The following is a 26477-nucleotide window of genomic DNA, read 5'->3' on the forward strand; positions in this document are numbered from 1 at the left end:
TCAATGAAATTCACTAGCCTTTATGCAGATTCCTTTAAAGTACAAGTAGAAATTACAAAAGAGACATATGGATTAAATGGAATTCTAGGTGTTTACTTTATTATTAAGTTGGATCTAATCATTGATTTCAGAGAAAAAGCAGCGATTCGAAAATAGAAAAAAATCATATAGATGTGCCACGAAGAAGCGTATCATAATGTTATTCTATAATCTGGCGCTGTAATGGAGCAATGAAAAATAAGCCTAATTACTCAGCGTTAAATTGAGAAATTAGGCTTATTAATATTGAATTTTCCTTAATTACTGAAGCAAGAAAATACTTCGATAGTTTCTGGAATGAGAAAATATTTGTATACTATATAAACCTCATTTAGATACATTACGGTGAACCGTATCACAAATAGTGGTAAAGCAGAGAGTGGAAGTAACTCTGGATAAAGATTTATTAAAAAGGCTAATTTAAATTGAAGGAGACCGTTGGTTATTTAGACGGTCTCCTTTTGGTTTCTTAAACTTGTACTTCACTCATAAATGCATGAGTATTATCTTCTGTATCTTTAAAAAATACCATCCATGTTTCTGTTTGTCCCATTTTCGCTACAACATGTGGTTCATCAATAAAGATAACTTCTTTACCTACTAAGCGCTCATAAGTATCTTTAATATTAGTTACTTGAAAATAAATAACTGAACTTGAATGAGCGAACTCATCTTTTTCTGGTAGTGATAACATTAGTCGCAAACCATTACATTCAAAGAAAGCCATACTATCAGTGTTAAATAAAAGGGAGAGACCTAATTTCTCTTTATAAAAATCTAATGCTCTATTCAAGTCTTTAACAGGTACACCAATCTGTCCAACCCTTTGAACCATTGTTGTTTCCATAATACATTTCTCCTTTCAAATATCTATTCAAGATAAGCATAAATAATTTCCTCTAATTTTTCTTATCCAATATCACCTTTTTTCGATATTCTATAGGAGATATACCAACATGTTGTTTAAACATTTTACTAAAGGACACAGGGTTTTGAAATCCAAGTATAAAGGTTATATCAGTCATATTTTTATCTGCTTTTGATAATAGTTGCTTTGCTTTTTGTATTCTAAATTCTGAAATATGCTGATGAGGTGTTCTACCGTATATTTGATTGTAAGTTCTTAATAAATGGTTAGGTGATAAACAAGCAACTCTAGCAACTTCATCTAGTTTTATAGGTTGATTAAAATATGATCTAATATAATCATGTGCAATACTTACCCTTCTATATAATTCTTCACGTGTAGAATTACGAATTGCATGTAATGATTCAATTTCTTTATATGTATTAAAGTGTTCATTCAAAATAGAATACATTATCTTATGAAATTGTTCCTCATAACCAACGGAATCAATCTCAAGACTAGGTAATATCTGCATAAAATTTTCCAGTTGAGAAGATAGAGTATTATTTTTATGATAGGTTTTTTCAAAAAAACCAATAGAACTTGTATCCTTAAACGGATCGCTTAGAAGACGATCATTTGTTTCTTTTAAGGAATGAAAGACTTCTTCTGCAAACCCATCTTTAAAGAAAAGACAAAAGGATTCTACAACTTTAGGTTCATCAATTGATATAGTGTATTCACCGTCATTGAGGAGAAGGTATCTACTCTCTTCAACAGCAAAAAAGCCTTTGTTAGTCTTATAATGGGCTTTACCATTAAAGAATGTTTTAAGAGACAATTGACCAATCCCTTCCCAGTAAAACTGTTCACTTTTTGCATGCAACACGAAATTGGTAGATTCATTTTTTGTCATAATACAATCTCCATAGTAGATAACTTATTTTTCCATAGTAATATTATACATAATAATAGAATTTTAAGTTGTTCATATATATTACCAATGAATTTGGATGAACCGTAACATAAGTAAGTGCGGTATTAAATTAAATAAAAAACAAAGGTCGATTTTCTAAGTTAATAGAAATTCGACCTCTACAAATCTTATATGGATTATTTCATGTACTACTCTTATTGTGCAGTTAAACCGCCATCGATAACGAATTCTGAACCTGTTGAGTAGCTAGACTCATCAGAAGCTAAGAATAGTACCATGTTTGATACTTCTTCTGGTTGTGCTACACGTTTTAATGGAATATGTTTAGAGAATTCTTCTACAGCTGCTTTTGTATCTTCTTGAACAACCATTGGTGTAGCGATTACGCCTGGGTGTACAGAGTTTACACGAATGCCCATTGGCGCTAAGTTAATCGCCGCTGCTTTCGTCATACCACGAACTGCGAATTTTGTATCAGTATAACCCACAGCACCAGCAACTAAGCCGTTCATTGAAGAAATGTTGACTATTGAACCGCCACCAGCTTTCATCATTGAAGCTGCTACAGTTTTCATACCTAAGAATGCTGACACTTGGTTAATGTCTACAATACGACGATATTCTTCTACTGTAATATCAAGAATATTTTTGTTCATTGTAATACCGGCGTTGTTTACTAATACGTTAACTGGACCGAAAGCATCTTCCGCTTTCGCAATAACTGTTGCCCAATCTTCTTCAGATGCTACGTTTTGTTTAACGAAAAGGGCATTTTCACCTAATTCAGTTGCTAATGCATTTCCTTTTTCCTCATTTAAATCTGTTAAAACAACTTTTGCACCGTGACCAACGAATAATTTTGCATGTGCTGCACCCATACCCTGTGCTGCACCTGTAATAATTGCAACTTTACCTGATAAACGACTCATGTGAATGACCCCCTAAGATAGTTTGTATAAAGTGATAGTCGACTATCATCTTTTGTACTTACTAGTAAACAACTTTCTCGTTGGAATGTCAATTCATAAGCTTGTTACTTGTTATGGCTGAATATACCGTAAAAATACATCCTTCATCAATAACAGCTGCTTGTCTGCAGAAAGTAACGTAGAAAGATTGGTATCATGCTTTGTTAGGCTTGATTTATAAGTGAATATGCTAAAATTTTGCACCATTGTCATAATAAATAAATCCAAATCAACATCAGACCTTAAAGAGGTGTCCTTCTTGCCCTGCTCCGCTACTGTAAATAAAAAATTGGCTAATTTGTTTCGTGCAGATAAATATTCAGCATATTGCTCAGGTGATTCTTCAGCTATTTTTTCATATAAATCAAAGGACTCGAAATATTTCGCTAAACGCAGTTGTGGATCCTTCGCTATGCCCATATAATATTCTAAAATTTTCTCGATTTTTTCATATGCTGTAATCTCCTGCTCGACAATCTTCCCAACTTCCTTGGCCATTTCTTCTGTAATCGCATTCGTCGCTGCAATCATTAAATACTCTTTTTTAGGGAAATAGCGGAATAGCGTTGCAATCCCAATGCCAGCAGCAGTCGCGACATCTTGCATTTGTATATTTTGCACGCCTTTTTCCAAAAATAAATCCTTTGCAATCCCGATAATGTTTTGACGGCGTTGTTGTCTTTGTTGTTCTCGTTTACTCATTTTCGTCACTCCAACTATTCTTCTTGCATTAATTGTAACATGTTTACAAGGTATCAACTTGTACTCCAAACTCTTGAAATCTTTATCTATCAGCATTAAGAGTAGCAAAAAAATTAACATTGATTAATGCTTAAAGGAAATTGAAGTGAAAAGTAGAATTTAATATAGAATTAAATTTTCGTGAAGGAGAACAAAATGAATGGGGAAATTAATTCGAGTCGGTACAACTTATATTCAAGTGTTGAACGTTAAAAAATCAATAAAATGGTATGTAGAAAATTTAGATGCTGCTTTATCGTATGAGGATGAAGACAAGGAGTGTTATGGAGAACCGTATCATAAATAACGGTAAACTTAAATGTGTAAAATGGTTATTTATTAATGTCATTACAGCAGTAACTCTTGATACTTAAGTGCATGCTTTTTATTGGAACGAGGAAGATTCATCCTTAATCGAATCATTTGGAATGAACCGCCTCTCGTCTCGCTTAATATTCTTTGTGTAACTTATATGTATCCCGGTAGAGAAAAGATTAGCTTTACATCGTTGTTACTTTGGCATAGATCATGAAGAATAGGGCAAGTTCACCTACAAGAACTAGGTTAGGGACAGTCACAATCAAACTGAACGCGACTAGAATTGCTAACAGACCAGTAAGTAAGAAGAAATGATACTTTTTATATTTGTGTTGTTCATATCTGTATTGATGAAAAGTAAGTGTCGTTGCAATGAAATAAAGGAATGCTGAACCATAAATATAGGTTAAGCCAAAGAAATAACTGATATCATTGAGGAATATCAGTTTAATGGAAGCAGCAATCATGCTTAGCGACATGAGAATAAAGAGATGACCATAGATAATGGCATGTCCAACGGTTCCTATTGATTTATTTACCTTTTTTTCAACATTATCAAAATACTGCCACCACATGGACAGAATTAGAATGAAGGAAGTGACAGAGAATAATATCGAATTCCAGTCCCCTCGATGCGGTTGTAATACCGAAAGGGTGCTGACGATCAATTCTCCAAAAAGAATGAGTGTCAATGACGCAAAGCGCTCTAACAAATGAGCCAAGTTGGTCGGCATCTTAATTAAATATTTACGCCCAAATATAGGCACTAAGATATCCACGAAAATACCGAGGTATAACAAAATATATCGAAACCAAGAATCGAAAAAGATGGAACTTGCAGAAATAAGTATTCCAATCCAGAATCGGGTTCCCAAATAGTGAGCTACTAATTTTCTATCTCCTGTTTCCTTCTTTTGGACGACTAGATATTGTATGGCTGTTAAAGATCTCAAGCCAATATATCCGATTAGAAATGCATAATAATATAGATCAAAATTAGATGATAAGCTAGAAGTCATGATTAGGACGAACACCATTTGAACAATCATATAAATACGTTGATTTAATATGTCTTGTCCGAAACGATTAATAAACAACGTTTGTCCTACCCAAGACCACCAAACTGGAATGAACATTAACACATATTTAAATAAATACTCGATTGGAATGTGTTTAGCCTCTACCTGAAGCAGGACATGTGTAGTTGTCGCAACAGCTGCAACATATATTAAATCGTAAAATAACTCTAACCATGTCACTTTCTTCTCTGCTATATTCAACGAAGCTTCACTCCCTACACTTCTTAGCTACAAAATTGGTATATTAACATTAACAGTTAAATAATAATGTGGTATTTAGTAGATGAATTAATTGATTTAGTTATTTTTACGGAAGAGACTCTATGTTTTTTAGGAATTTAATAACATAAATGAATATAAAGCAACTACTTTAAAAGTGGGTGAAAAGGTCGTTATTCAACGACCTTTTGGGACACCTCTTTGGTCAACTTTTATTTTCTAAAATAGGAAGGTGATCGATCCAATCAATAAATTGTTGTAAATAGCGCTGAAGATAACGTTTTGTTTTCTCGTCAATAAGTACATTCTGATTGGAATCAATCTTTTCATGTACTTGCGAAATTAGTACTTTTTGAAACGGTAGTACATGTGCTTGCATAGCTTCTAAAATTTGTCTGGTTTGCATTTGAGAAAAAGCAGTACCTAATCCTCCGGGAGTTGCTCCGATAAGACCAACTGGTTTTCTATTTAACACAGAGGACTTCGCAGGTCTTGATGCCCAATCCAACGCATTTTTCAACACACCAGGAATCCCAGAATTATACTCCGGACTTACGATAATAATACCGTCTACTTCTTGAATAGACGATTTAAATGTTGTTACCGTTTCTGGATTTCCTTCCATTTCTAAATCTTCATTAAATAAAGGAAGATCTTTTATCTCAATCCAACGGAATTCTACCGAATTATCCATTTCTACTAATGATTGAGCGATGATTCGATTATAAGAATCTCTTCTTAAACTACCACAAATAAGACCAATGATTTTAGTCATACAAATTTCCTCCTTGCTTGTTCTGTTGCTAGGAACCTTTTTGGATTGGAATCATCATGTAGTTTCGCTTTATATTTTTGATACATGTATACGATACGCAGTGGTATGTGCAGAAATTATTGTCGATGTTATTCTGCCTGTTTTGGAAGCAAGTATTCAGTGAAAGTCCGTACCAATACGTGCGTAATAAGCAAGTTCATCATCTGAAACTATACGATCAGTATTGTCTGATCAAGTTGTCATTGGTGCTATTAAATATCCATTTTTTAAAGTTGACCTATTTATAAATTCGAATGTTTATAATCTATTCTTCTGCTCCCCTTAGCGTCTCCATATGTCTGCGTATTCTTCTTTTTTCTCGAATTCTAATTTCGCAAATGGACATAGTGGAATAATTTTCATATTTTCAGCACGTGCTTTATCAACAACTGCTTTTACTAACGCTTGTGCAACACCTTGTCCGCGTAGTGAGTCGTTTACTCCAGTATGATCGATAATAAAAAAATCATCATTCGGACGTGTAAAAGTGATTTCTGCTGTTAGCTCGCCATTTGCATCTTCTAAATAAAAACGATTTGAGTCTATTAAAAATTCCATATCCATTTCCTCTTTTCGAATATATTTTAGTGCACCTGATGGACATGAATCCACCACCAGTGCAACTTCTTCTGTTGATGCGTTATCGGCAATAATCCAGGGCTTACGATTTACTTTAAATACATCGCCATTCCCACGTACACATTCTCCTGCATGGACGCATTTTTTAATGTCATAAAATACATCAATGGTTTCTCCAGGGTATTTACGATATCCACTCTCTAGTAATTCTTTTTCTGTCACAAAAATCACTCCTGTTCTAAAGGTTCTAGCATTGCTTCAATTTCAATACAGTGAGATTCTAGTTTGATGGTAAGTGAAGTGACTGAATCACCTTTAAAGTCTGGTCCTCTGTTACTATACATCAAATAAAATCACGGAAGTGCAAACGCCCCGCTCCGCTCTCTCTAATAATTTCACTATAAACTCCACCGTTTTTGTTTAAATGCATGTCGAGTTATGTTTTTCTTCAATTTTAATATTCCATGTTTGCTAATACTTGTCCACGAATTTCTACTAAGTATTTATAACCAAATTATCTTTTTGTAAGCTTTTATTTTTTTGTTTTTTGTACTATTTTCCTGATTGTAGTGTTCCTGATTAAGACATTAACATCACAAAAAAATAGAAAAGGGAATTGGATGTATCTAATTCCCCTCGCTTTTTGATTACAGCATATCTTTGTGTTAAAAATCCTTCTTATCAAAAAGGTTTTCTACAATATTAGTGAAGCATTAGTGAGCCGCCGTCAACCATAATTGTTTGACCAGTAATATATTGAGAATCCTTAGAAGCTAAGAATACGGCAACACGGCCGATATCATTTTCTACATCACCAAAACGGCCCATTGGAATTTTGCTTTTAACGCTTTCGTAATATTCAGGCTGTGCTTTAGCCCACGCTTGTACACCTGGAGAGTTAGCGAGTGGACTGATTATGTTTACATTAATACCGAATCTGCCCCATTCGTTTGCTGCTACACGTGATAACCCACGAATAGCTTCTTTTGCAGCAGCATAAGCTGCTTGTGTTTCATGTCCCTCCATACCCGCACTAGATGCGAAGTTAATGATATTTCCTTTGGATTCCTTCAAGTATGGTAATGCAGCTTGCATTAAATAAAATGTCGGATAAAATCCAGTACCAAATGATAGATCTAAATCTGCTTGTGTTGTTTCTTCTATTGTTATTTGTTTCGCAGCATGGGCATTATTTACTAATACATCTAATCTGCCGTACTTATCGACAACTGTTTTAACAATTTGACCAAGATTTTCTCGATCCATTAAATCAGCTTGAAGGAACATTGATTGTGGAGAAAAGGCTTGCAATTCTTTTTCTATTTCTTTACCAGTTTCTTCGTTTACGTCTACGATAGTTACAATTGCTCCTTCTTTTACCATCGCTTTTGCCATCCCACTGCCAATACCACCAGCACCACCAGTGATAATAACTACTTTATCTTGTAATTTACCCATTCTAAATATCCTCCTAAGTTAAATATAAATATAGTTTAGAACTAAACTAAAAAATAATTAATGTAAAATAGAGCCTCCGTCGATGATTAATTCAATTCCAGTAACAAATTTGGATTCGTCAGAAGCTAAATATAGAACTCCATATGCGATGTCTAAAGATTGACCAAGTACATTTAAAGGGATGCCAGCTAGTGTCATTTCTCTTACTTCTTTATTGCTAGTAAACATCTCAATCATTGGCGTCTCGATTGTACCAGGATGCACCGAGTTGACTCGAATATTATATTTCCCGTAATCGAGGGCCACATTTTTAGTTAAAAGTCTAAGCCCACCTTTTGAACTGTTATAAGCGGCATTACCTACCCCATTAATACCTGAAAGTGAAGAAATATTAACAATACTACCGCCACCTACTTTTTTCATCTCAGGAAGGACCGCTTTGATACCTAAGTATGGACCCTTTGTATTTATATCAAGGATTTTATCCCAAGTGGGCTCATCTAAATCTTCAATCGTTTGAGTAATTAAACCAGTGATTCCTGCATTATTTACAAGAATATCAACTTTTTCAAATTCCTTCACAGCCGTTTCGACAACCATTTTCCAGTCATCTGCTGATGTTACATTATGTTTTATAGCGATAGCGTCACCACCGTTTGCCTTAATCTCTTTCACAACATCCTCTAGTAATTCAAACTGTACATCAGTTGCTACTACTTTTGCTCCTTCACTAGCAAATAATTTCGCTTCTTCTGCACCCTGTCCACTAGCTCCCCTGTTATTATTGCTACTTTGTTTGCTAATCGTGCCATCGAAATCTCTCCCAACCATGTATTTTTTATAGTAATGATAGTACAACTATCATTATCATAGTGACAGTATAATTTTAGTTTTAATAAATGACAATAAAATAACTTTATAGCTGCCCAAATTGACGGTTCAGGGGTAATTTGGTAGCATCATTACAGTAATTACGATTGAATGGGAGTTGTATATGTGAATCCTCAAAGTAGATGGGAGCAAGAAAGAAAAGAAGGAAAAAATAAACGAATGAAAAGTATTATTGGGGCTGCGGAAAGGGTTTTTAGTAGAAAAGGTTTTGAAAAAACTACGATGCAGGATATAGCGGATGAAGAAAATATAGGAATTGCAACAGTTTTCCGTTACTTCCCTAAAAAGGATAATTTGATTGTAGCTGTGGCTGTAAATATATTGGAAAGATACTTATCTATCTTTCAATCGATTGCTTCTATTAATGGCACAGGTCTTGAAAAGATTGAAAAACTATTTAATCATTTCATCTCTCATGTTGAACCAGAAAACCTCGAATGCAGCCAGTTGCTAGAAGCGTTTGAAAGTTATGCTTCAACCTCACTTGAGGAGCTTGGTAATTATCAGGATTACATTGAAGTTCGAAAAAAAATAGCGGATACAACATCAATTATAGTGGAAGAAGGTATGCAAGACGGTTCCATACAATCGGATAAATCGATCAAAGATGCTTTCGCTGTTATAAATGCTTTCGGGTTATTCTCAAGAAAGCTTTCGTTATTTGAAAGGATTCCCTTTTTAAATGATGATTTAGCGCCAGGTGCTCAATTAGCCATAATAAAGAAAATTTTTATGGATTATATTAGAGCAAGATAGTAAGAGTCAATATGCTTCCTATTTAAACCTTTTCCTCATGTTCCGATTGACTTACAATCCTCCACTAAAACAGGTGAACCATCCGCTGTTCTTTTAGGATGAAGATCTCTCCATACCTTTTGTCGACAATATAAAAGTTAGCGATTAGTTGAAGACCCCGCAAGCGAAGAGAGGAGACTGAAGAAACGCCTGCGGGAAGGGAGCCATTTCAATGATTTTCTTATTAATGGAATATTGGACAACCTATCTGGCAAAGTCTAACCCAATTACCTTGTAACGGGTAGAGATAACTTACAAATTACACATTAAAGCGATATCCGGCTCCCCAAACAGTCTCTAATAATTTCGGATGAGCAGGATCTCTTTCAATTTTTCCGCGTAACTTTCCTATATGAACGGTCACAGTAGAAACGTCTGCAGCTGAATCAAAGCCCCAAATGTTTTCATACAGTTGTTCTTTGCTCAACACTTGGTTTGGGTGCATAACAAGAAAAACTAGCAAATCAAATTCTTTTGTAGTAAACGGAAATTCCTCTCCATTTACGTGAACTTTGCGTGATGACTTATCAATAGAAATTCCGTGAATATAGATTGTGTTTGATTTGGTTTGATTTCCTGCTAAGCGTTCATAACGAGCTAAATGTGCTTTTACTCTTGCGACTAGTTCACCTGGGCTAAAAGGCTTTGTAATATAATCATCTGCCCCTAAACCAAGTCCTCGAATTTTATCGATATCTTCCTTTTTTGCGGAAACAAGCAGTATTGGGATATTTTTGACAGCCCGTATTTGTTTGCATATTTCAAATCCATTTAACCCTGGAAGCATAATATCTAGAATAATTAAATCGTAATTACCTTGAAGAGCCTGTTGGAGACCTGCATCCCCAGTATGCTGAATATCTACAGTAAAATCATTGATTTCTAAATAATCTCTTTGTAATTCTGCAATGCTAACTTCATCTTCGATAAGTAAAATATTTTTCATATTATCTCCCTTTCTTTAAGGAAAAGAACATATTTGTACCTTCTCCTATTTCACTTGTTGCCCAAATATCTCCCCCATGCTCTTCAATAATTTGTTTAGCAATTGCAAGTCCTAAGCCACTTCCGCCTGTTCGAGAGTTTCTCGATTGTTCAGCCCGGTAAAAACGATTAAAAATATGAGGTAAAGCAGAAGATTCTATTCCTTGCCCGTTATCTGTTACTTTTACAGTTACTTCATGATTTCCCTCGTATAAAGAAATAGAAATACGCTTCTGATCTTTGTTTAAATACTTCACACAATTGTTGATTAGGTTGGCCATTACTCTTTTTAATTTCTCTCTATCGGCCGTTACATACACGGGTTGATGCGTGAGTTCAAGTTCAATCTGAATCCCTTCTTGAATTAATTCTAGATGAAGCTCTTCTACGTAGTGCTGCATGTATTCAGTCAGTTCGATTAGTTCAAAAGAGAACGGTTCTTTTTTTAAATCTAATTTGGAGAATAAGAATAATTCATCTATTAATGAATCCATATCTTTTGCTTTTAAATGAATAATGGATAAATATTTATCCATTTTCTGTGGAGTGTTCGCTACACCATCTTTTATACCCTCAACATATCCGATGATTGAGGTAATGGGTGTTTTCAAATCATGTGAAATATTGGACAGAAGTTCTTTTCGGTTTTCCTCATATTGAAGCTGAAGATTTACGGATTCTTTTAGTTTTAGTCTCATTTCTTCAAACGATCTATTTAACTGTCCAATTTCATCATTTGAAGTGGCTTTAATTTCAAAGTCTAGATCCCCTGATTTTATTCGCTTGGCACCATCTTCAAGAATGGAAATGGGATTGATAATACTTCGTGAAACAAAATAGTTTAAAAGTCCAATGATCATCATAAAGAGAAATAACAATAAACCAAACAAAATTGGAAATAATGCTCGAGCCAACTCTGCATAGGAGCTTGCTTTTCTTAATACAAAAATACTTCCTTTACTCTTATCTGGGAAATAAAAGTCAAATTTCACATATGTGAAAAAAGAATCTTCAATTTTAATCGTATCTCGCATATTTATATTTGTTTCTTCAAATCCAGGAAGAGATTTTAACAATGCTTGCTTATTAAGGGAAGGTGAAGCATAGTGGACTTCGTTATCCTTTCTAACGACAATTTCTATGCCCTCCTGTTCCACATTTTTTAGTTGCTCTTCATATAAAAGCAGTGTTGGATTATTTTTAGCCATTAGCTTTAAATCAAGAAACGTACTTTCTTCTAACGTAGTCAATGGTTTTTGAACATAAGATTTTTTATAAAAATGCTCGATAGATTTTATATCGCCTGTTATAGAGAAAATAATCAAAAAACCAGCTGCTAACAATAAAATGATTGAAATAATTATTACTCCAACGTAAGACAATAGAAATCGCATTTTAATCGACATGTTCATCACCCCTATATTTGCTCTGTAGAAATTATGTTGTATATCTAGTTTGCAAAGAAACTAAATGAACCATAACACACAAACCTAAAAACTTTCTAAAATATGTATGAAAAATCCCTAAACAACGAAGAACAGATAATCCAAGGGATTATTTTACGCGTTCATGAAAGTAATTTCTCTAGTTAATGTAAAAATAAGGGAATGGCATGAATGGGCAGGATATCATAGCGAAAGTCTTAGTCCTACTTTAACCACTAATAAAGGTGAAGGTAACAAGATATTAATAAAGCCTGATTGGATACCAGGGCCCTTTGATATTTCAAAGACTTTAAGGACAGGTGGGAAAAGCAGTTTAACAGCAAAACATGCTTATGATATTGTTGCTGTTTTAACTCCTGATAGAGAAGACAAAAGACAAAATGGAAGGCGAATTAAAGAACCCGGAGATCCAATGTTCACATTAACAGGACAAGATAGACATGGTGTGATGATTAAGGAAGCTACAACCAAAGGGTTCGAAGTAGCTGTTCTTAGAACCGAAGAATGGACATGCCATTCAGAATAACAGCACGGGGAATCAACCTCAACAGAATAATCAGCAGTTCAATCAAACTAATTATACGAGAGTCGATGAAGATCCTTTTGCAAGTAATGAAGTGCCTGTTGAAGGACGGATGATGACCTGCCGTTTTAAGTACAAGTACATTCTTTGCCTGGCATCACATCCCGTTGAAACTTATTATAGGCATGCACCTATGTTTCCTTTGAAGAGTATCTTATAGTTGATAACACTCAAATAACTGGAGGGGATAACATGGGATACTTTGTTACAGTTGAGCATGGAGTAAATATATATGTAGAGGATATAAACCCAGAGGGTAAGAAAACAATACTATTTATACACGGTTGGCCATTAAATCATAATCAGTTTGAATATCAGTTTAATGTTCTTCCTGCAATGGGATATCGTTGTATTGCCATTGACTGGAGGGGGTACGGTAATTCCGATAAACCAATCAGTGGCTACAATTTTGACAGATTGGCAGATGATGTTCATGTAGTAATAAGTACATTGCAGTTAAAAGATTTCACGCTTGCAGGACACTCCACAGGAGGGGCAATCTCAATTCGATATATGGCTAGATATCAAGGCTATGGCGTTTCAAAACTTGTCCTAATAGACGCTGCATCACCGTCTAGTATACAAAAAGAAGTAGCAAATACGTTCATTACTGATACACTTAATGATCGCCCTAAAATGTTGCAGGGACTAACGGACATTTTCTTTTTCCAGTATATTACTGCCCCATTATCTGACTGGTTCTTTCAGCTAGGATTACAAGCAGCGGGCTATTCGACTGCTGCGGTCATGATGTCATTGAGAGATGAGAATGTGTACAATGATCTTGGTAAAATATTAGTTCCTACACTAATTATTCACGGCATACATGATAAAGTAGTTCCGTTTAATAAAGCACAAGAAACAAACAAATTAATAAAAAATTCACAGCTCGTCCCATTTCAATACAGCGGCCATGCTCCTTTTTATGAAGAACGTGACAAGTTTAACCAGCTACTAATACAATTTATTGGATGATAATTTATTTTCTTATCTTGTGGAATTTTCCTTTTAGTAAAAAATCAACATTAAACGATAAAAGAGCCAAATAAAAGGGGTGAAGTGGATGGAAATAATCACAAACTATATGGATTTATGCAGGAAGCTAGATATTATTGAAATGCAGTTATTACAGGATGGTTAAGTGGTTATAATAACTATCTAGTTACTTCACCAACTGGTACCGCAACAGGATTTGGTGCTACTGTTTTAATTATAGATGATTTAATTAAAAACTCCTTAGAACAATGCTTTAACGCTCAAAAAACATTGGGATTGGTTTACAAATACAATGCTCTCACGTCTTGAAGAAGGCGGTAAAATCATCTTAATTATGACAAGATGGGCAAGTAATGATTTGGCAGGAATGGCACTTTATCATTTCAAGGATAAGAAAAAACAGTTCGACACGTGCTTATGAAGGCATTACAAGATGACGGCTCGATTTTATGTCCTACTGTTCTATCAAAGGATAGCTACGATACTTGCTAGCTTGATAAGTGACAATATAGAAGAATAAAATAAATAACAGAGGCACAGAAACAGTTTACTAGTTTCTGTGCCTTTAATATGGATGTTGCTACTACATCGCTCAATCTTTGCCAACAATCGCTCAATCCTCAGCAGGAATCGATCAATCCTCAGTGGAAATCGATCAATCAATGCTAACTAACGATCAATCCCCAGCAGAAATCGCTCAATCATTCAAAAGGGAACGACCTGCTGTTCTTTCATGCTCAAGGAGCCATTCTTTTCTCCATAAACCACCCGCATAACCAGTTAGTTTTCCGTTAGAACCGATTATTCGATGACAAGGAATAACGATGCTTAGTTTATTTTTCCCGTTTGCACTACTTACTGCACGAATCGCTTTTTCATTTCCAATTGCAACAGCAATATCTTTATAAGAACCGGTTTCAACATTTTTTAGATAAATCAAAAAAATAAATAGACTAGTGTGGTTGGAAAGTGTTATTCTTTTATCGACCACACTGGTCTAATTTTGTGTTGTGAGAAATAAGATAATGACGAGGGAGCTGAAATAGCTTTACTTCCTATTAAACGAGCTTGCGCAGGAGTACCTCGCACGAAGCGTTGCGAAGGAGAAGACTAGGCCCTCGCCAGCGGAAAGCGAATGCCAGGTAGGGGTGTTTGGTATAACAAAGTCATTTGAAAATCTAGATGTTCATAAACAAAAAAGAATTATAGATGCTGCTTTAAAAGAATTTAAGGAGAAAGGCTTTGAGCAAGCTTCAACCAATCAAATAGTGAAGGATGCTGGAATTGGAAAAGGAATGCTCTTTTATTACTTCAACAATAAACAAGATCTCTATTTGTACTTATTTGAATATTGCCTTGAAATGGTAGAGAAAAAGTTTTTCGGAGCGATAGATAATGGCGAACCAGATTTGTTTGAACGACTGAAAAAAATTGTCTTGGTCAAATTCGATTTTCTTTCGAAGTATCCTGATGCTATGAACTTTATAGGTACTATTTTATTGAACGATCCAATTGATGAAAATCTTACTTCTCGAATAGCAGCATTACATGAAACTGGATATGCGAAAATTTACGGGAATTTAGATTACACATTATTTAAAGAGGAGATTGATGTTCCAAAAGCAATTAATGTAATCCGATGGTCCATTGATGGTTATGAAAATGAGCTAAAACAGCGTCTCCGAGGTCAAAATTTAAGTTCTTTAAACTATGAGCCTTTCATCCAAGAGTTTTTTTGTTATTTAGACATGATGCGTACATGGTTTTACAAATAAGGGAGGAAGAGAAACATGACGATTATAAAAACGAATAACTTAACGAAAAAGTTTGGAAAGTTTACTGCTTTAAATCAAGTGAATCTCGAGGTAAATGAAGGGGAGGTATATGGTTTCATCGGCCCAAACGGAGCAGGTAAATCCACAACCATTCGTCTACTGCTTGGGATGATGAAGGCGACCGAAGGAGAAGCTAAAATCTTTGGATTGGATGCTTGGAAGGACGCGGTTGATATTCATAAGCGCATTGCCTATGTGCCAGGGGATGTGCACTTATGGCCAAACTTAACAGGAGGAGAAGTAATCGATCTATTTATAAAATTGCGTGGAGATGGAAATAAAAGCCGACGAGAAGAAATGATTGAACGATTCAAATTAGACCCTTCTAAAAAATGTAGAACGTACTCCAAAGGGAATAGACAAAAGGTTGCGTTGGTAGCTGCGTTTGCTTCGGATGCTGACCTCTATATATTAGATGAGCCGACATCAGGTCTTGATCCGTTGATGGAAAGAGTGTTTCAAGAATGTGTAATCGCAGCCAAAAACGATGGGAAAAGTATTCTTTTATCGAGTCATATTTTATCTGAAGTAGAAAAACTCTGTGATAGAGTAGGAATTATTCGTGAAGGTAAAATGATCGAAACTGGTACTTTAGGGGATTTACGTCATTTAACTCGAACAAATTTACTTGTCGAAACGAAACTACCGATAATTGGATTAAGTGAATTAAAAGGCGTTTATTCGATAGAAGTAAAAAACCGAACTTTTTCTTTCCAAGTAGATTCAGAGTACTTGGATAGTATTGTAAGACATGTTAGTCAATTTGGGATTGTGAGATTAGAAAGTGCTCCGCCTACATTAGAAGATTTATTTATGCGCCATTATGAGGGAGTAGGAGGGGCATTCTAATGTCAAAGAAATTATATCGACATACAGGGGTTCTTGTACGCTTTCTATTAAGTCAAAATCGTTTAAGGATTCCTATTTGGATAATCGCTTTAGTATTAATTACATTCAGCACTGCCTCCTCATTTTCGGAATTATACCAAACTCCGGAGGAAAGACAGGCAATAGCACAAACTATGCTGAATCCAGCCATGACTGCGATGGTTGGTTATAGTAATGGTTTAGATAACTATACAAATGGGGCAATGATGGCTCATCAAATGTTGCTTTTCACTGCTATAGCCGTTGCCATCATGAGTATCCTCCTAGTAGCAAGGCATACTCGTACTGAGGAAGAGGATGGTCAGATTGAAATGATTCGCTCTTTTCCTGTTGGGCGTTTATCGAATTTAAGCGCCACTGTTTTAATGGTTGGAGTAACGAATGTTTTATTAGCATTGGTCACTGGTTTTGGATTATATATATTAGGTATAGAGAGTATGGATTTAGAGGGATCCTTAATATACGGAGCTGGTTTAGGTGCAACAGGAATTTTTTTTGCAGCTATTACCGCAGTTTTTGCTCAGCTTTCTGAGAATTCCCGAGGGACGATAGGGTTAAGTTTTGCGTTTCTTGTTCTTGCATATTTGATACGAGCAGTTGGAGATGTTGGCAATGAAACACTTTCTTGGTTTTCGCCATTAGGAATATTAATAAATGCTGAAGTGTATGTGCATAATTACTGGTCACCGATTATTTTATTGGTAGGTTTAGCAATCCTATTAATATCGATTGCACTGTACTTGAATGCAATCCGTGATTTAGATGCTGGATTTATCCCATCTAAGCCAGGAAGAACAAATGCGTCGTCCCTTTTGCAAACACCGATTGGTCTCGCTCTAAGAATTCAGCGGACGGGATTAATAGCTTGGGCTATTGGAATGCTCTTATTAGGAGCTTCTTATGGATCTGTTTTAGGAGATCTGGAATCATTTTTTAAAGATGTTGAATTGATGGAGGCGCTTATAAAGCCAGTGGAAGGGTTTACGTTAACCGAACAATTTATGCCGATGTTAATGACGGTAATGGCTATGTTTTGTACAGTTCCAACCCTATTAGTAGTTTTTAAGTTGAAAGGGGAAGAAAAAAAGAATCATACGGAACATTTACTTAGTCGTGTAGTGTCACGATCGCGAACAATGGGAAGCTATTTTATCATTTCTATTATAGTTAGCTTTGGGATGCTACTATTGGCGGTAGTTGGGCTGTGGTCTGCAAGCGTGGCTGTAATGGAGGATGCTATTTCCTTTAGTACTATGTTTAGCGCAGCAATGGTTTACTTACCAGCGATGTGGACGATGATTGGTCTATCTATCCTATTGATAGGTTTATTTCCACAGTTCTCCGGATTTACATGGCTGTATTTTGTTTATTCATTTGTAGTTGTCTACTTAGGTGGATTACTTCAATTTCCGGATTGGATGAGTAAACTTTCACCATATGGGCATATTCCACACCTTCCTGTGGAGGAGATGGATTTTATGCCAGTTTCTATCTTGGCCATCATTGCAATAGTTCTAATAATTGTAGGGTTCGCCACATATAATAGACGGGATATTTTAGGTTGATAGTCCTTTAGGTTTCTATTAAGAAAAAAAGCGTGAAACCTTTTATTTAAAGTATTCGTATAGTTATTAATAAAGTTTATGAAGGAGGATCAACTAATGTCATTTTTCAATAAAGTACTAGCAAGTTTTGGTATAGGTGGAGCCAAAGTAGACACAAAGTTAGAAAAATCGGAGTATATCGCTGGAGAGGTTATGAGAGGTAAAGTAGAAGTTTATGGTGGTAATCTTGAGCAACAAATAGACTCCATCTATTTAACGGTGTATACGACGTATATCCGAGAGTCAGACGATAGAAAATATACAGATATTGCTCCAGTGAAAAAGTATAAAGTCAATGATCCGTTTACAATTGGAGCTAACGAAACGAAAATCATTCCGTTTTCTATTGATCTTCCAGTGGAAACACCAATCACCATTGGAAATACAAGAGTATGGGTTAGTACTGGACTAGATATTAAAAATGCAGCAGATCCGGAAGATAAAGATTATATAGGGGTTCGACCTTCTAAACTTGCAAATCAAATATTAGAAGTAGTTGAACAATTAGGATTCAGATTACGGAAAGCGGAATGTGAACAAGCTTCCAAAAGAATTCGTAATCAGTATCCGTTTGTTCAGGAGTTCGAATTTATCCCAACAAGCGGTGTTTATAGAGGGAGACTAGATGAGTTGGAAATCGTATTCCTATCTCAATCCGAACAATCCGCAGAATTACTTATACAAGTAGACCGAAAAGCAAGAGGCTTTGGAGGCTTCCTAGCAGAAGCACTTGAAATGGATGAGAGCCACATCAGACTTTCCATCACTACTCAAGATCTACCATATTTACAGGAAAAGTTTAACCAAGTCATCTCAAAACATCTTTGATTAAATTATATATATAAATAAAAGCTAAGTTATGAAGCTGCGTATCAGCTTCTTACTTAGCTTTTTTTGATTGGTGATTAGTCTAATCAAACCATGCCGATATAATCTACTATAGTAACTTCTAAAATGCTAGTATTACTATTTGGGCATTGGAAATAATACCAAAAATATCTATCTAGGAGAGATAATGTGATTAAAAAAAGTATGACCATCTTATCGCTTCTCTTTTTACTTGTTGCTTGTAGTCAGAAAGAGACAAAAGAGCCGGTTGTTGAAGAGAAGGAAAAAGATAATGTGGAAGAAGCAGTAACTTTGCCGCAAACTGATGAAGAATGGCTTGCTTTGTCTTTAGAAAGTAAATGGAACGAGAAGCAAGATCTATCAAATGTTGAATTCGGAGAGCCTGTTGCTGTTAATTTCGATGGTGATTTCATACCAGAAGTAGTAATGGCATATTCGACACTAGATGAACAATACGGTTACCTTATAGGTAAATTCGATGAAGTATCTAAGATATGGGAATTATGGGAAAATATCGTATTAGAAAATATTCAGAGTATCGAAGCATTGGATAAGATAGCTTTAGAGGATAAATCCGAATTACTAATAACAAAAGAAACTTCTAAAGAATCCAACACAAGCTTAGGAATGTATCGTTTTTCAAAGGTAGATAACAAAATTATAGAAGCTGCAAGCATAGATGTGGACGCTGATAAAGAAGTCGTTATTGATCCAGCCCAAAGTTTAGTAAGTTATTATAACGAAGGTTCTATAATAGAACTAAAACTTGAAAATAACAAATGGCTATCGGGAACTGATCATAAGATTTATTTAAAAACCTCAACCAATCTATTTAAAGAAGAGTATTGGGATGTTATCGGCGAAGCTCCAATAAGAGAGTTGCCAATAACACTTGGGACAAGCTACGAAGAAACTAAACAAGCAATAGGCACACCAAAAGAAGAATTCTCTTTAGAAGGTGGACTTTGCGCTGACTATAAAAATTTCTTCTTCTGTAAAGCATATTTTGGAGAAGATGGCATTCTCCAATACACTTCCAAAATTCCAAACAAAGTCACTATTGAGGATTTCAAAGAAGTATTGGGAGAACCAGAGAAAGAAGGTCTCACCGATCACCCATACATAGTTTACAGTTTCCGTTATGATTTAGGTGATTATATCATTATATTGGAGTCAAATTCCGAAGATCCAAAGGGAAATATCGATAAAATATTGGTCGTAAAAAAATAGAACACTAAACCCTAGAATTCATAAGATTCTAGGTTTTTTTTATTCAGTGAATATAAAAAATTCCAATTGTTAACAAGCTACACCTTTTAAAAGGAAAAATTGGAAGTTATGTAGAATTTATGTGTATATTATTTTTTATTCATAAATTAGTTCGGAGGGGGTACTTTTCTTGGGGGATTGGAATGTTATTGAATCGATAGCTACCTATTTAGCATGGATTGTTATTGGAATTATTGCCTTTCATATGTATCGAAAACATGCAGTAAAGCCAAAGATATGGAAAGTCATTATAGTCATTTTAATAGGTCTTTTTTCTTTTTCATTTAAATGGAATGTGTTTAATACAATGGTACAGATTTCGGTTTTACCGCTAGGGGTATGGTTTTTGTATTTCTTTTTAAATAAAAAGAAAGATCGTTGGAAGAAGTATAGACCTTTTGCTTGGTTAGGTTTTTTTGCTAATTTTATTATTTTATTGTCAACTTTTATAGCTATACCAGTCAATCATTTGATATACCCGGAAAATGAACTATCAACTCTTATTTCAAGTGTAGAAAACGCTTCGCTTATTAATATTCATCCATCTGCAAAGGAAAGCTTTCTCATAGATGAAAACCTACTAAAGGAAATACATAGCTTAAAGCAAAAAGAGTTCTTTAGTGACGAATGGTATAACGAGACGTATAGTACGGAGTCGAACAAAAGAAAAGAACGGTTTCCTTATATGCTGATGAACGCCTCACCTAAATGGGGAAGTGGACTCAGCACCACTGTATATTTAGAGAGTGATGGAAAGGGAGTCTTAGTATTAACTCCAAATAAGCAATTATATTTTCACTCTGAACATTCTCTTTTAGAGGAGGGAAAATAAAATGACGAAGAAAAAGTTGCTAACTTTTATAGGAAGTATTGTGTTGGTACTGGCAACCGTCATCATTTATTGGTTTTATTTTTCGAAACCCACGTCATTTCCAAACAATGAGCAGTTAGTAAAGGAGATGAATAGTCTCTTTCCAGAATGTAGTGCGACCGTTATTCAAGATATTGTCCAATTGGATGAACATCATGTATTTGTTCCTTTTATTTCGGAGGAAAACAATTATGGATTAAGCTTTTGGGTATGGAAACACCACAAGTGGAAGATCGAAGCTATCGATACAAATGGTAACCCACGAATATGGAAGATAAATAGTAAGGATCCTTCTACTTATCATTTTGTATGGAATTTTCCATCTACTGATTATCTAAACTATATGAAATTGTACTTAATTAAAAAGAGAGGATATCATATCTCAGGGAATATTCATCATTATAATCCAGCAGTACAAATGGAAGAAAAAATCGTGCTTCCAGAACAAAACTTTGGCAGCTTACAAGTACCAGATGAATGGGTGGCTGTGATAAATTCAATGAACGAATTAAACTCGGCGAAACAACCAGATATATTTTTTATTAATTTTTTTCCGCAACAGGATATGTATTTTGGTTGGAATACCTTTGATATATCGGATAATATAACTCATCCGGAACGTCTTTCGAATAGCTCTTCTTTCTGGAATGAAGGTATGGACATTGAATATATGATATTCGTCAATGATTCAGAGCTTGAATTTCCGTAATGAAACCCCAGAAACTAGTATTCATAGTTTCTAGGGTTTTTTAAATAAGAAAAACTATTAAATCTTAAGCAAGACAACTTGTCTAACCTTACTGAAGAAGTACTCACATATTGTCTAATTAATTGAAAGCGGTTGCAAAATATAATAAAGAAAGAATATTCAAAACAATAAAATAATAACTTCGAACTTTATTAATGAAATAGTGAAAAGGGGAGATTATATGAAAATAAAAGTAGAAAACGAGACGTATTTACGAGATCGGGAAGTTGTTATTAACTTAACGAAAGAACTTGTACGTATTCCAAGTGTCTATCGCAAAAATGATCCAGATGGAAATGAAACAAAAGTGGCTTTATATGTTGCTCAATATTTAAAGAACCAAGGAATTGAAACACATATAGAGGAGGTAGTACCTGGAAGGCCAAATGTCATTGGAATCATTGATTCAGGGAAACCAGGCAAGACATTACTTTTCGAAGGTCATACAGATGTTGTGACAGAAGGGAACAAAGATGCTTGGACATACGATCCATTCGGTGCAGAAGTTGTCGATGGGCGTATGTATGGAAGAGGCACGAATGATACAAAAGGGAATTTGGCATGCATGATTACTGCTGTTAATTCTCTCCTATTAGATAAAGAAGAATTCACCGGGAAAATTATTCTTTGCATTCCTTGTGATGAAGAAGGTCTAATGCTTGGGATTAAGCACTTCATTAAACAAGGTTGGGCTGACGGGGTAGACGGAGCAATTATTTGTGAGCCACAAGAAAATAACGTTTCTATTGCACAACGAGGAGCAATGCGTATCCAAGTGGATGTATACGGGAAGATGGCTCATGGTGCCATATCTTGGAGTGGTATCAATCCGAACTGGCGTATGGCAAGGTTTATTGTTGAACTTGAAAAATTAGAGAAGGAAGAGCAAGCGAGGCTAGGGGAAGACCCTTATTTAAAATGGCCTTCCATTACGCCTACTATTTTACAAGCTCCAGTAAAAGGAGATGCTCAAATCAATGTCATTCCAGATCATTGCATGATGACACTTGATATACGAACAGTTCCTGATCAAAATCACGAGGAACTATTAAATAAAATCTATAATATTATTAATAGACTGAAAGAAGATGACCCGGATTTTAAAGTAGACTTAACAATTTTAGACAACCGTCCTTCAACGTATACACATAAAAATGATCCAGTCGTCCAAGCAATTTATGATGCTGTTCAATCTGTTACAGGTGATGAGCCGATTTATAACGGCGTACCGGGAGCAACTGATGGTACATTCCTTCATATGCATGGTATTCCAATTGTTACAATTGGTGCTGGAGATCGAGAAATTCCTCATCAAATTAACGAATATGTCGACATTGAAGAGCTAGCTGTGACAACTGCTATTTTCCGGGAAGCAGCTTTACGTTTCTTAAATAGTGAGGAAAAGTAGATGATAAAAGAATTTAAGATTGCAGTCATAGCAGGAGACGGAATTGGTGTTGAAGTGATGGAAGAGGCTTTACATGTATTGAATGTATTGCAAGATTATGAAAAAGACTTAGTACTTCATATGGAAAAATTACCATGGGGCTCTGATTACTATTTAGAAAATGGAAGCATGATGCCTGATGACGGATTAGACATTCTAAAGAAATTCGATGCAATTTTGTTTGGAGCAATTGGAGATGCCCGCGTTCCAGATGATGTTACTATTTGGGAGCTCATTATGCCGATACGGAAACAATTTCAACAATACGTCAATTTTCGACCAGTAAAGTCACTGGAAGGTATTAAATCCCCACTTAGTAACGTTGATAATATCGATTTTGTCATTTTTCGTGAAAACGCGGAAGGGGAATATTCCAATAGTGGGGGCCGAATGTTCGATTCCCAATCTTCAGAACTGGCCATCCAAAACACTATTATGACCCGTAAAGGGATTGAAAGAATTACAAAAGCTGCAAGTGATTATGCAGTAAAGAATGGTAAGAAAAAAGTGACGAGTGCAACAAAGTCAAATGCTGTTATTCATGCGATGAAGTTATGGGACGAGTGTGTAAAGCAAACAGTATTAATAGATTTTCCAGAGTTACAGCTTGAATCAGTATATATTGATGCTCTCGTTGCCTATCTTGTTCAACGACCACACACATTTGAAGTAGTTGTTGCATCTAATCTGTTTGGGGATATTTTATCAGATCTTGGTTCGGCAATTGTTGGAGGGCTTGGTCTTTCTCCATCAGCCAATATAAATCCGGAAAAAAAGTTTCCTTCCATGTTTGAACCAGTTCATGGGTCTGCTCCAGATATAGCTGGAAAAGGGATAGCAAATCCAATCGCACAAGTGTGGTCAGCGGCTTTAATGTTGGATCATTTAGGGAGGAAGGATCTTTCAACGAAAATCATTAAAGCTATTGAAGAGGTACTTAGCGAAGGAAAAGTAAAAACGGCCGACATTGGTGGTAATGCCACTACCAAACAGATGGGCGCGGTAATTGTCGAAAAAATAAAAGACCAGTATATTAATGAGAAAATGGAGACTCCACTATATGGAATTAAACAATAAAGTCATTATCGTTACAGGTGCTGGTGGTGGGATGGGTCAAGTAATAGTTTCCCAGCTTGTAGAGCAGGGGGCCGTTGTTATTGGTATCGACCTTTCCATGGATTTAATGCCGACATATGATAGATTCATTGCAAAAGAAGCTAGTGTCTTAGATGAAAATAAAATCTCCGAGATTTTCTCGGATGTCCATCATGAATTCGGAAAAATTGATGGGCTTGTCAATGCAATAGGCATTGCCCAGTCTGCAACTCCTATAGAAGATGTAACGCTGGAACAGTGGAACAGGCTAATTAATATTAATGCAACGAGTTTATTTATCACATGTAAAGAAGCAGTGAAATACATGAAACCCAAACGTAAAGGTTCCATTGTAACGATTGCTTCGATTTCGGCAGTTAGACCTAGGCCTGGACTACAATCGTATATCGCATCTAAAGGGGCAGCAGAAAGTTTTTCAAGAGCAATGGCTATCGAATTAGCGAGCCACTCGATACGAGTGAACACTATTCACCCTGGCCCTGCAGACACAGGTATGTTAGGTCAATTCGCTGCGAAAGACGCAGATGTTGGTGCAATGAAAGAAGAAATATTTAGACAAAGTGTCCCGTTAGGTGAGTTAATCCAACCGGAAGATATCGCATATGCGGTCGTTTATTTACTTTCGGATCGTGCAAAAATCGTGACTGGCGCTACATTACATGTAGATGGTGGAAGAGGACTGTAATTATGAAAGGCTGTGAGTGAATTGAAGCAAATTCCAATGCTTATTAATGGAGAGTGGGTTGGAAACGAGACGAATGAGTGGCTGCCGGTTTTTAACCCATCAAACGGACAACAAATTGCAGAAATCGTAAGAGGAAATAAAGAACATGTAAATGCAGCCGTAGCAGCCGCACAAGTCGCGTATGAACGCGATGAATGGAAAAAAGTAAAGCCTTTTGAGCGAGGCCAGTTACTTATAAATCTTGCAAATCACATAAGAGAAAACGCAGAACAATGGAGCAAATTAGAATGTGAGGATGTTGGTAAGCCTATTTCACAAGCTCGGGCAGACGTTGAAGCCGCTGCGAGATACTTTGAATTTTATGGTGGAGCCGCGGATAAAGTAATGGGGGATACTATTCCAATTGAAGAAGGAATATTAAACGCTACTGTCCTTGAACCGCTAGGGGTAACAGTACATATTATTCCTTGGAATTATCCACTCCAAATAATATCTAGAAGCGTAGCTGCAGCTATTGCAACTGGGAATGCCGTCATTGTTAAAAGTGCTGAAGACACACCGTTGACAGCACACGCGCTTTCAGAATGGTTTGCTGCAAGTAATTTGCCGAAAGGAATATTCCAGCATGTAACAGGTATTGGTCCTGATGTCGGAGGTCCTTTAGCTAGTCACCCAAACATTCAACACGTAACCTTTACTGGATCATTAAAAACAGGGGTTTCTGTAATGAAAGCGGCAGCGGAAAATGTTGTTCCTGTTACCCTCGAGCTTGGTGGAAAGTCTCCTAATATCGTATTTGCTGATGCAAATGAAGAACGTGCATTAGAGGGAGTAGTTAGAGCTATTATCCAAAACGCGGGGCAAACGTGTTCAGCTGGATCGAGGCTACTTATTGAAGAAGGGTATAAAGAAGAATTTTTAAGCAAACTGACAACCAAATTTAACGAACTGACAATTGGTCCTGGATCGGAAGATTACGACATCGGACCGATTTTAAATAAAAGACAATACGATCAAATCATGAAAAAGATCGAAGTAGCCAAATCCGATGGGAAAATCATCTCTGGAGGAGAAGCGATAACGATAGATGGATATGAAGGTGGATTTTATATTCAGCCGACGATTATAGATGGTCTAGAACATGGTCATTCATTAGCGCAAGAAGAAATATTCGGCCCTGTATTAACCGTTTTTCCATTTAAAGACGTAGAAGAAGCAATTCGACTTGCTAATAGTACTGATTATGGACTCGTCGCTGGAATTTGGACGCAAAATATAGATGTAGCCCATTATGCTGCTTCTAAAGTAAAGTCTGGACAAGTATTTATTAACAATTATGGAGCGGCTGGTGGCATTCAAATGCCATTTGGTGGATATAAGAAAAGCGGGATTGGTAGAGAAAAAGGTTTTGTTGCTTTAAGAAACTACACACAGATTAAGAATATAGCAGTAAAGTTTAGTATTTGAATTTG

28 protein-coding genes and 1 pseudogene are annotated in these 26477 nt (G+C 35.8%); 16 read left to right on the top strand and 13 right to left on the bottom strand.

All coding sequences use genetic code 11. The features are described 5' to 3' along the window. The first annotated feature begins 3 nt into the window (after window positions 1-3). A complete protein-coding gene (locus FG384_RS19765) occupies window positions 4-156 on the top strand; it encodes a hypothetical protein (RefSeq protein WP_166462399.1) in 153 nt (50 codons plus the stop codon). A 352-nt stretch (window positions 157-508) separates the two neighbouring features. Here the strand turns inward: FG384_RS19765 and FG384_RS07170 are convergent, their stop codons facing one another. The 4 genes from FG384_RS07170 to FG384_RS07185 form a co-directional block, all read right to left on the bottom strand. Next, window positions 509-886, bottom strand: coding sequence for a VOC family protein (locus FG384_RS07170; RefSeq protein WP_142641911.1), 378 nt, complete (start codon window positions 884-886; stop codon window positions 509-511). A 52-nt stretch (window positions 887-938) separates the two neighbouring features. After that, on the bottom strand, window positions 939-1802 hold the full coding sequence (locus FG384_RS07175) for a helix-turn-helix domain-containing protein (protein ID WP_142641912.1): 864 nt from the start codon (window positions 1800-1802) through the stop codon (window positions 939-941). Between the two features lie 215 nt (window positions 1803-2017). Beyond that, entirely contained in the window at window positions 2018-2752 is a 735-nt protein-coding gene (locus tag FG384_RS07180; RefSeq protein ID WP_142641913.1) for a glucose 1-dehydrogenase, read from the bottom strand. A 111-nt stretch (window positions 2753-2863) separates the two neighbouring features. Beyond that, window positions 2864-3493 (bottom strand): TetR/AcrR family transcriptional regulator, encoded by a 630-nt coding sequence (locus tag FG384_RS07185; protein ID WP_166462400.1) that lies wholly within the window; start codon window positions 3491-3493, stop codon window positions 2864-2866. A gap of 199 nt (window positions 3494-3692) precedes the next feature. On the opposite strand from FG384_RS07185, the gene FG384_RS19770 reads away from it, so the two are divergent. Then, entirely contained in the window at window positions 3693-3839 is a 147-nt protein-coding gene (locus FG384_RS19770; protein ID WP_166462401.1) for a hypothetical protein, read from the top strand. A 193-nt stretch (window positions 3840-4032) separates the two neighbouring features. Here the strand turns inward: FG384_RS19770 and FG384_RS07190 are convergent, their stop codons facing one another. The 6 genes and pseudogenes from FG384_RS07190 to FG384_RS07210 all read right to left on the bottom strand — a co-directional run bounded on the left by FG384_RS07190 (window position 4033) and on the right by FG384_RS07210 (window position 8857). After that, entirely contained in the window at window positions 4033-5124 is a 1092-nt protein-coding gene (locus tag FG384_RS07190; protein ID WP_142641967.1) for a low temperature requirement protein A, read from the bottom strand. A gap of 229 nt (window positions 5125-5353) precedes the next feature. Next, window positions 5354-5923, bottom strand: a complete 570-nt coding sequence (locus tag FG384_RS07195) for an NADPH-dependent FMN reductase (RefSeq protein WP_142641915.1) — start codon at window positions 5921-5923, stop codon at window positions 5354-5356. A 321-nt stretch (window positions 5924-6244) separates the two neighbouring features. Beyond that, window positions 6245-6520, bottom strand: a complete 276-nt coding sequence (locus tag FG384_RS19995) for a GNAT family N-acetyltransferase (protein ID WP_205961759.1) — start codon at window positions 6518-6520, stop codon at window positions 6245-6247. A gap of 24 nt (window positions 6521-6544) precedes the next feature. Further along, window positions 6545-6772: pseudogene (locus FG384_RS20000) on the bottom strand ((4Fe-4S)-binding protein); the annotation flags it as partial. 471 nt (window positions 6773-7243) lie between these two features. Continuing rightward, window positions 7244-7999: an SDR family NAD(P)-dependent oxidoreductase gene (locus FG384_RS07205; RefSeq protein ID WP_142641916.1), complete on the bottom strand. Its 756-nt coding sequence runs from the start codon at window positions 7997-7999 to the stop codon at window positions 7244-7246. Between the two features lie 57 nt (window positions 8000-8056). Then, entirely contained in the window at window positions 8057-8857 is an 801-nt protein-coding gene (locus FG384_RS07210; protein ID WP_338101320.1) for an SDR family NAD(P)-dependent oxidoreductase, read from the bottom strand. 138 nt (window positions 8858-8995) lie between these two features. Here FG384_RS07210 and FG384_RS07215 point away from each other — a divergent pair, with 138 nt between their 5' ends. Continuing rightward, a complete protein-coding gene (locus FG384_RS07215) occupies window positions 8996-9646 on the top strand; it encodes a TetR/AcrR family transcriptional regulator (RefSeq protein WP_166462402.1) in 651 nt (216 codons plus the stop codon). A gap of 298 nt (window positions 9647-9944) precedes the next feature. Here FG384_RS07215 and FG384_RS07220 read toward each other — a convergent pair whose 3' ends face one another. Continuing rightward, window positions 9945-10631, bottom strand: coding sequence for a response regulator transcription factor (locus FG384_RS07220; protein WP_142641918.1), 687 nt, complete (start codon window positions 10629-10631; stop codon window positions 9945-9947). Window position 10632: 1 nt separating this feature from the next. Then, window positions 10633-12075: a sensor histidine kinase gene (locus FG384_RS07225; RefSeq protein WP_142641919.1), complete on the bottom strand. Its 1443-nt coding sequence runs from the start codon at window positions 12073-12075 to the stop codon at window positions 10633-10635. A gap of 163 nt (window positions 12076-12238) precedes the next feature. Here FG384_RS07225 and FG384_RS20155 point away from each other — a divergent pair, with 163 nt between their 5' ends. Next, window positions 12239-12640, top strand: a complete 402-nt coding sequence (locus tag FG384_RS20155; RefSeq protein ID WP_476748477.1) for a hypothetical protein — start codon at window positions 12239-12241, stop codon at window positions 12638-12640. A gap of 249 nt (window positions 12641-12889) precedes the next feature. Further along, window positions 12890-13672: an alpha/beta fold hydrolase gene (locus FG384_RS07235; protein ID WP_142641920.1), complete on the top strand. Its 783-nt coding sequence runs from the start codon at window positions 12890-12892 to the stop codon at window positions 13670-13672. A gap of 718 nt (window positions 13673-14390) precedes the next feature. Here the strand turns inward: FG384_RS07235 and FG384_RS07245 are convergent. After that, window positions 14391-14669: a methylated-DNA--[protein]-cysteine S-methyltransferase gene (locus FG384_RS07245; protein WP_420849951.1), complete on the bottom strand. Its 279-nt coding sequence runs from the start codon at window positions 14667-14669 to the stop codon at window positions 14391-14393. 172 nt (window positions 14670-14841) lie between these two features. Here FG384_RS07245 and FG384_RS07250 point away from each other — a divergent pair, with 172 nt between their 5' ends. The 11 genes from FG384_RS07250 to FG384_RS07300 all read left to right on the top strand — a co-directional run bounded on the left by FG384_RS07250 (window position 14842) and on the right by FG384_RS07300 (window position 26472). Next, the gene (locus FG384_RS07250; RefSeq protein ID WP_240793366.1) at window positions 14842-15468 is read left to right on the top strand and encodes a TetR/AcrR family transcriptional regulator; all 627 of its coding nucleotides are present in this window, start codon (window positions 14842-14844) and stop codon (window positions 15466-15468) included. Window positions 15469-15483: 15 nt separating this feature from the next. After that, window positions 15484-16377 (top strand): ABC transporter ATP-binding protein, encoded by an 894-nt coding sequence (locus FG384_RS07255; protein ID WP_142641921.1) that lies wholly within the window; start codon window positions 15484-15486, stop codon window positions 16375-16377. Further along, window positions 16377-17981: an ABC transporter permease gene (locus FG384_RS07260; protein ID WP_142641922.1), complete on the top strand. Its 1605-nt coding sequence runs from the start codon at window positions 16377-16379 to the stop codon at window positions 17979-17981. Before FG384_RS07255 ends, FG384_RS07260 begins: the two co-directional genes overlap by 1 nt. Window positions 17982-18077: 96 nt before the next feature. Next, window positions 18078-18848 carry a sporulation protein gene (locus FG384_RS07265; RefSeq protein ID WP_142641923.1) on the top strand — a complete coding sequence of 257 codons (771 nt, stop codon included), beginning with the start codon at window positions 18078-18080 and terminating at the stop codon, window positions 18846-18848. Window positions 18849-19037: 189 nt separating this feature from the next. After that, entirely contained in the window at window positions 19038-20099 is a 1062-nt protein-coding gene (locus FG384_RS07270) for a hypothetical protein (protein ID WP_142641924.1), read from the top strand. A gap of 169 nt (window positions 20100-20268) precedes the next feature. Then, window positions 20269-20970, top strand: a complete 702-nt coding sequence (locus FG384_RS07275) for a hypothetical protein (RefSeq protein WP_142641925.1) — start codon at window positions 20269-20271, stop codon at window positions 20968-20970. A 1-nt stretch (window position 20971) separates the two neighbouring features. Continuing rightward, entirely contained in the window at window positions 20972-21718 is a 747-nt protein-coding gene (locus FG384_RS07280) for a hypothetical protein (RefSeq protein ID WP_142641926.1), read from the top strand. Between the two features lie 220 nt (window positions 21719-21938). Beyond that, complete coding sequence (locus FG384_RS07285) at window positions 21939-23165, top strand: M20 family metallopeptidase (protein WP_142641927.1); 1227 nt, start codon at window positions 21939-21941, stop codon at window positions 23163-23165. Window positions 23166-23168: 3 nt separating this feature from the next. Then, window positions 23169-24281, top strand: coding sequence for a tartrate dehydrogenase (locus tag FG384_RS07290; protein ID WP_142641970.1), 1113 nt, complete (start codon window positions 23169-23171; stop codon window positions 24279-24281). Next, window positions 24265-25005 (top strand): SDR family NAD(P)-dependent oxidoreductase, encoded by a 741-nt coding sequence (locus FG384_RS07295; RefSeq protein WP_142641928.1) that lies wholly within the window; start codon window positions 24265-24267, stop codon window positions 25003-25005. The genes FG384_RS07290 and FG384_RS07295 overlap by 17 nt, the downstream gene beginning before the upstream one ends. Before the next feature lie 21 nt (window positions 25006-25026). Further along, a complete protein-coding gene (locus FG384_RS07300) occupies window positions 25027-26472 on the top strand; it encodes an aldehyde dehydrogenase family protein (protein ID WP_142641929.1) in 1446 nt (481 codons plus the stop codon). The last annotated feature ends 5 nt before the right edge of the window (window positions 26473-26477 follow it).

Origin of the sequence: Psychrobacillus vulpis (assembly GCF_006861825.1) — a bacterium.
GTDB classification, from domain to species: domain Bacteria; phylum Bacillota; class Bacilli; order Bacillales_A; family Planococcaceae; genus Psychrobacillus; species Psychrobacillus vulpis.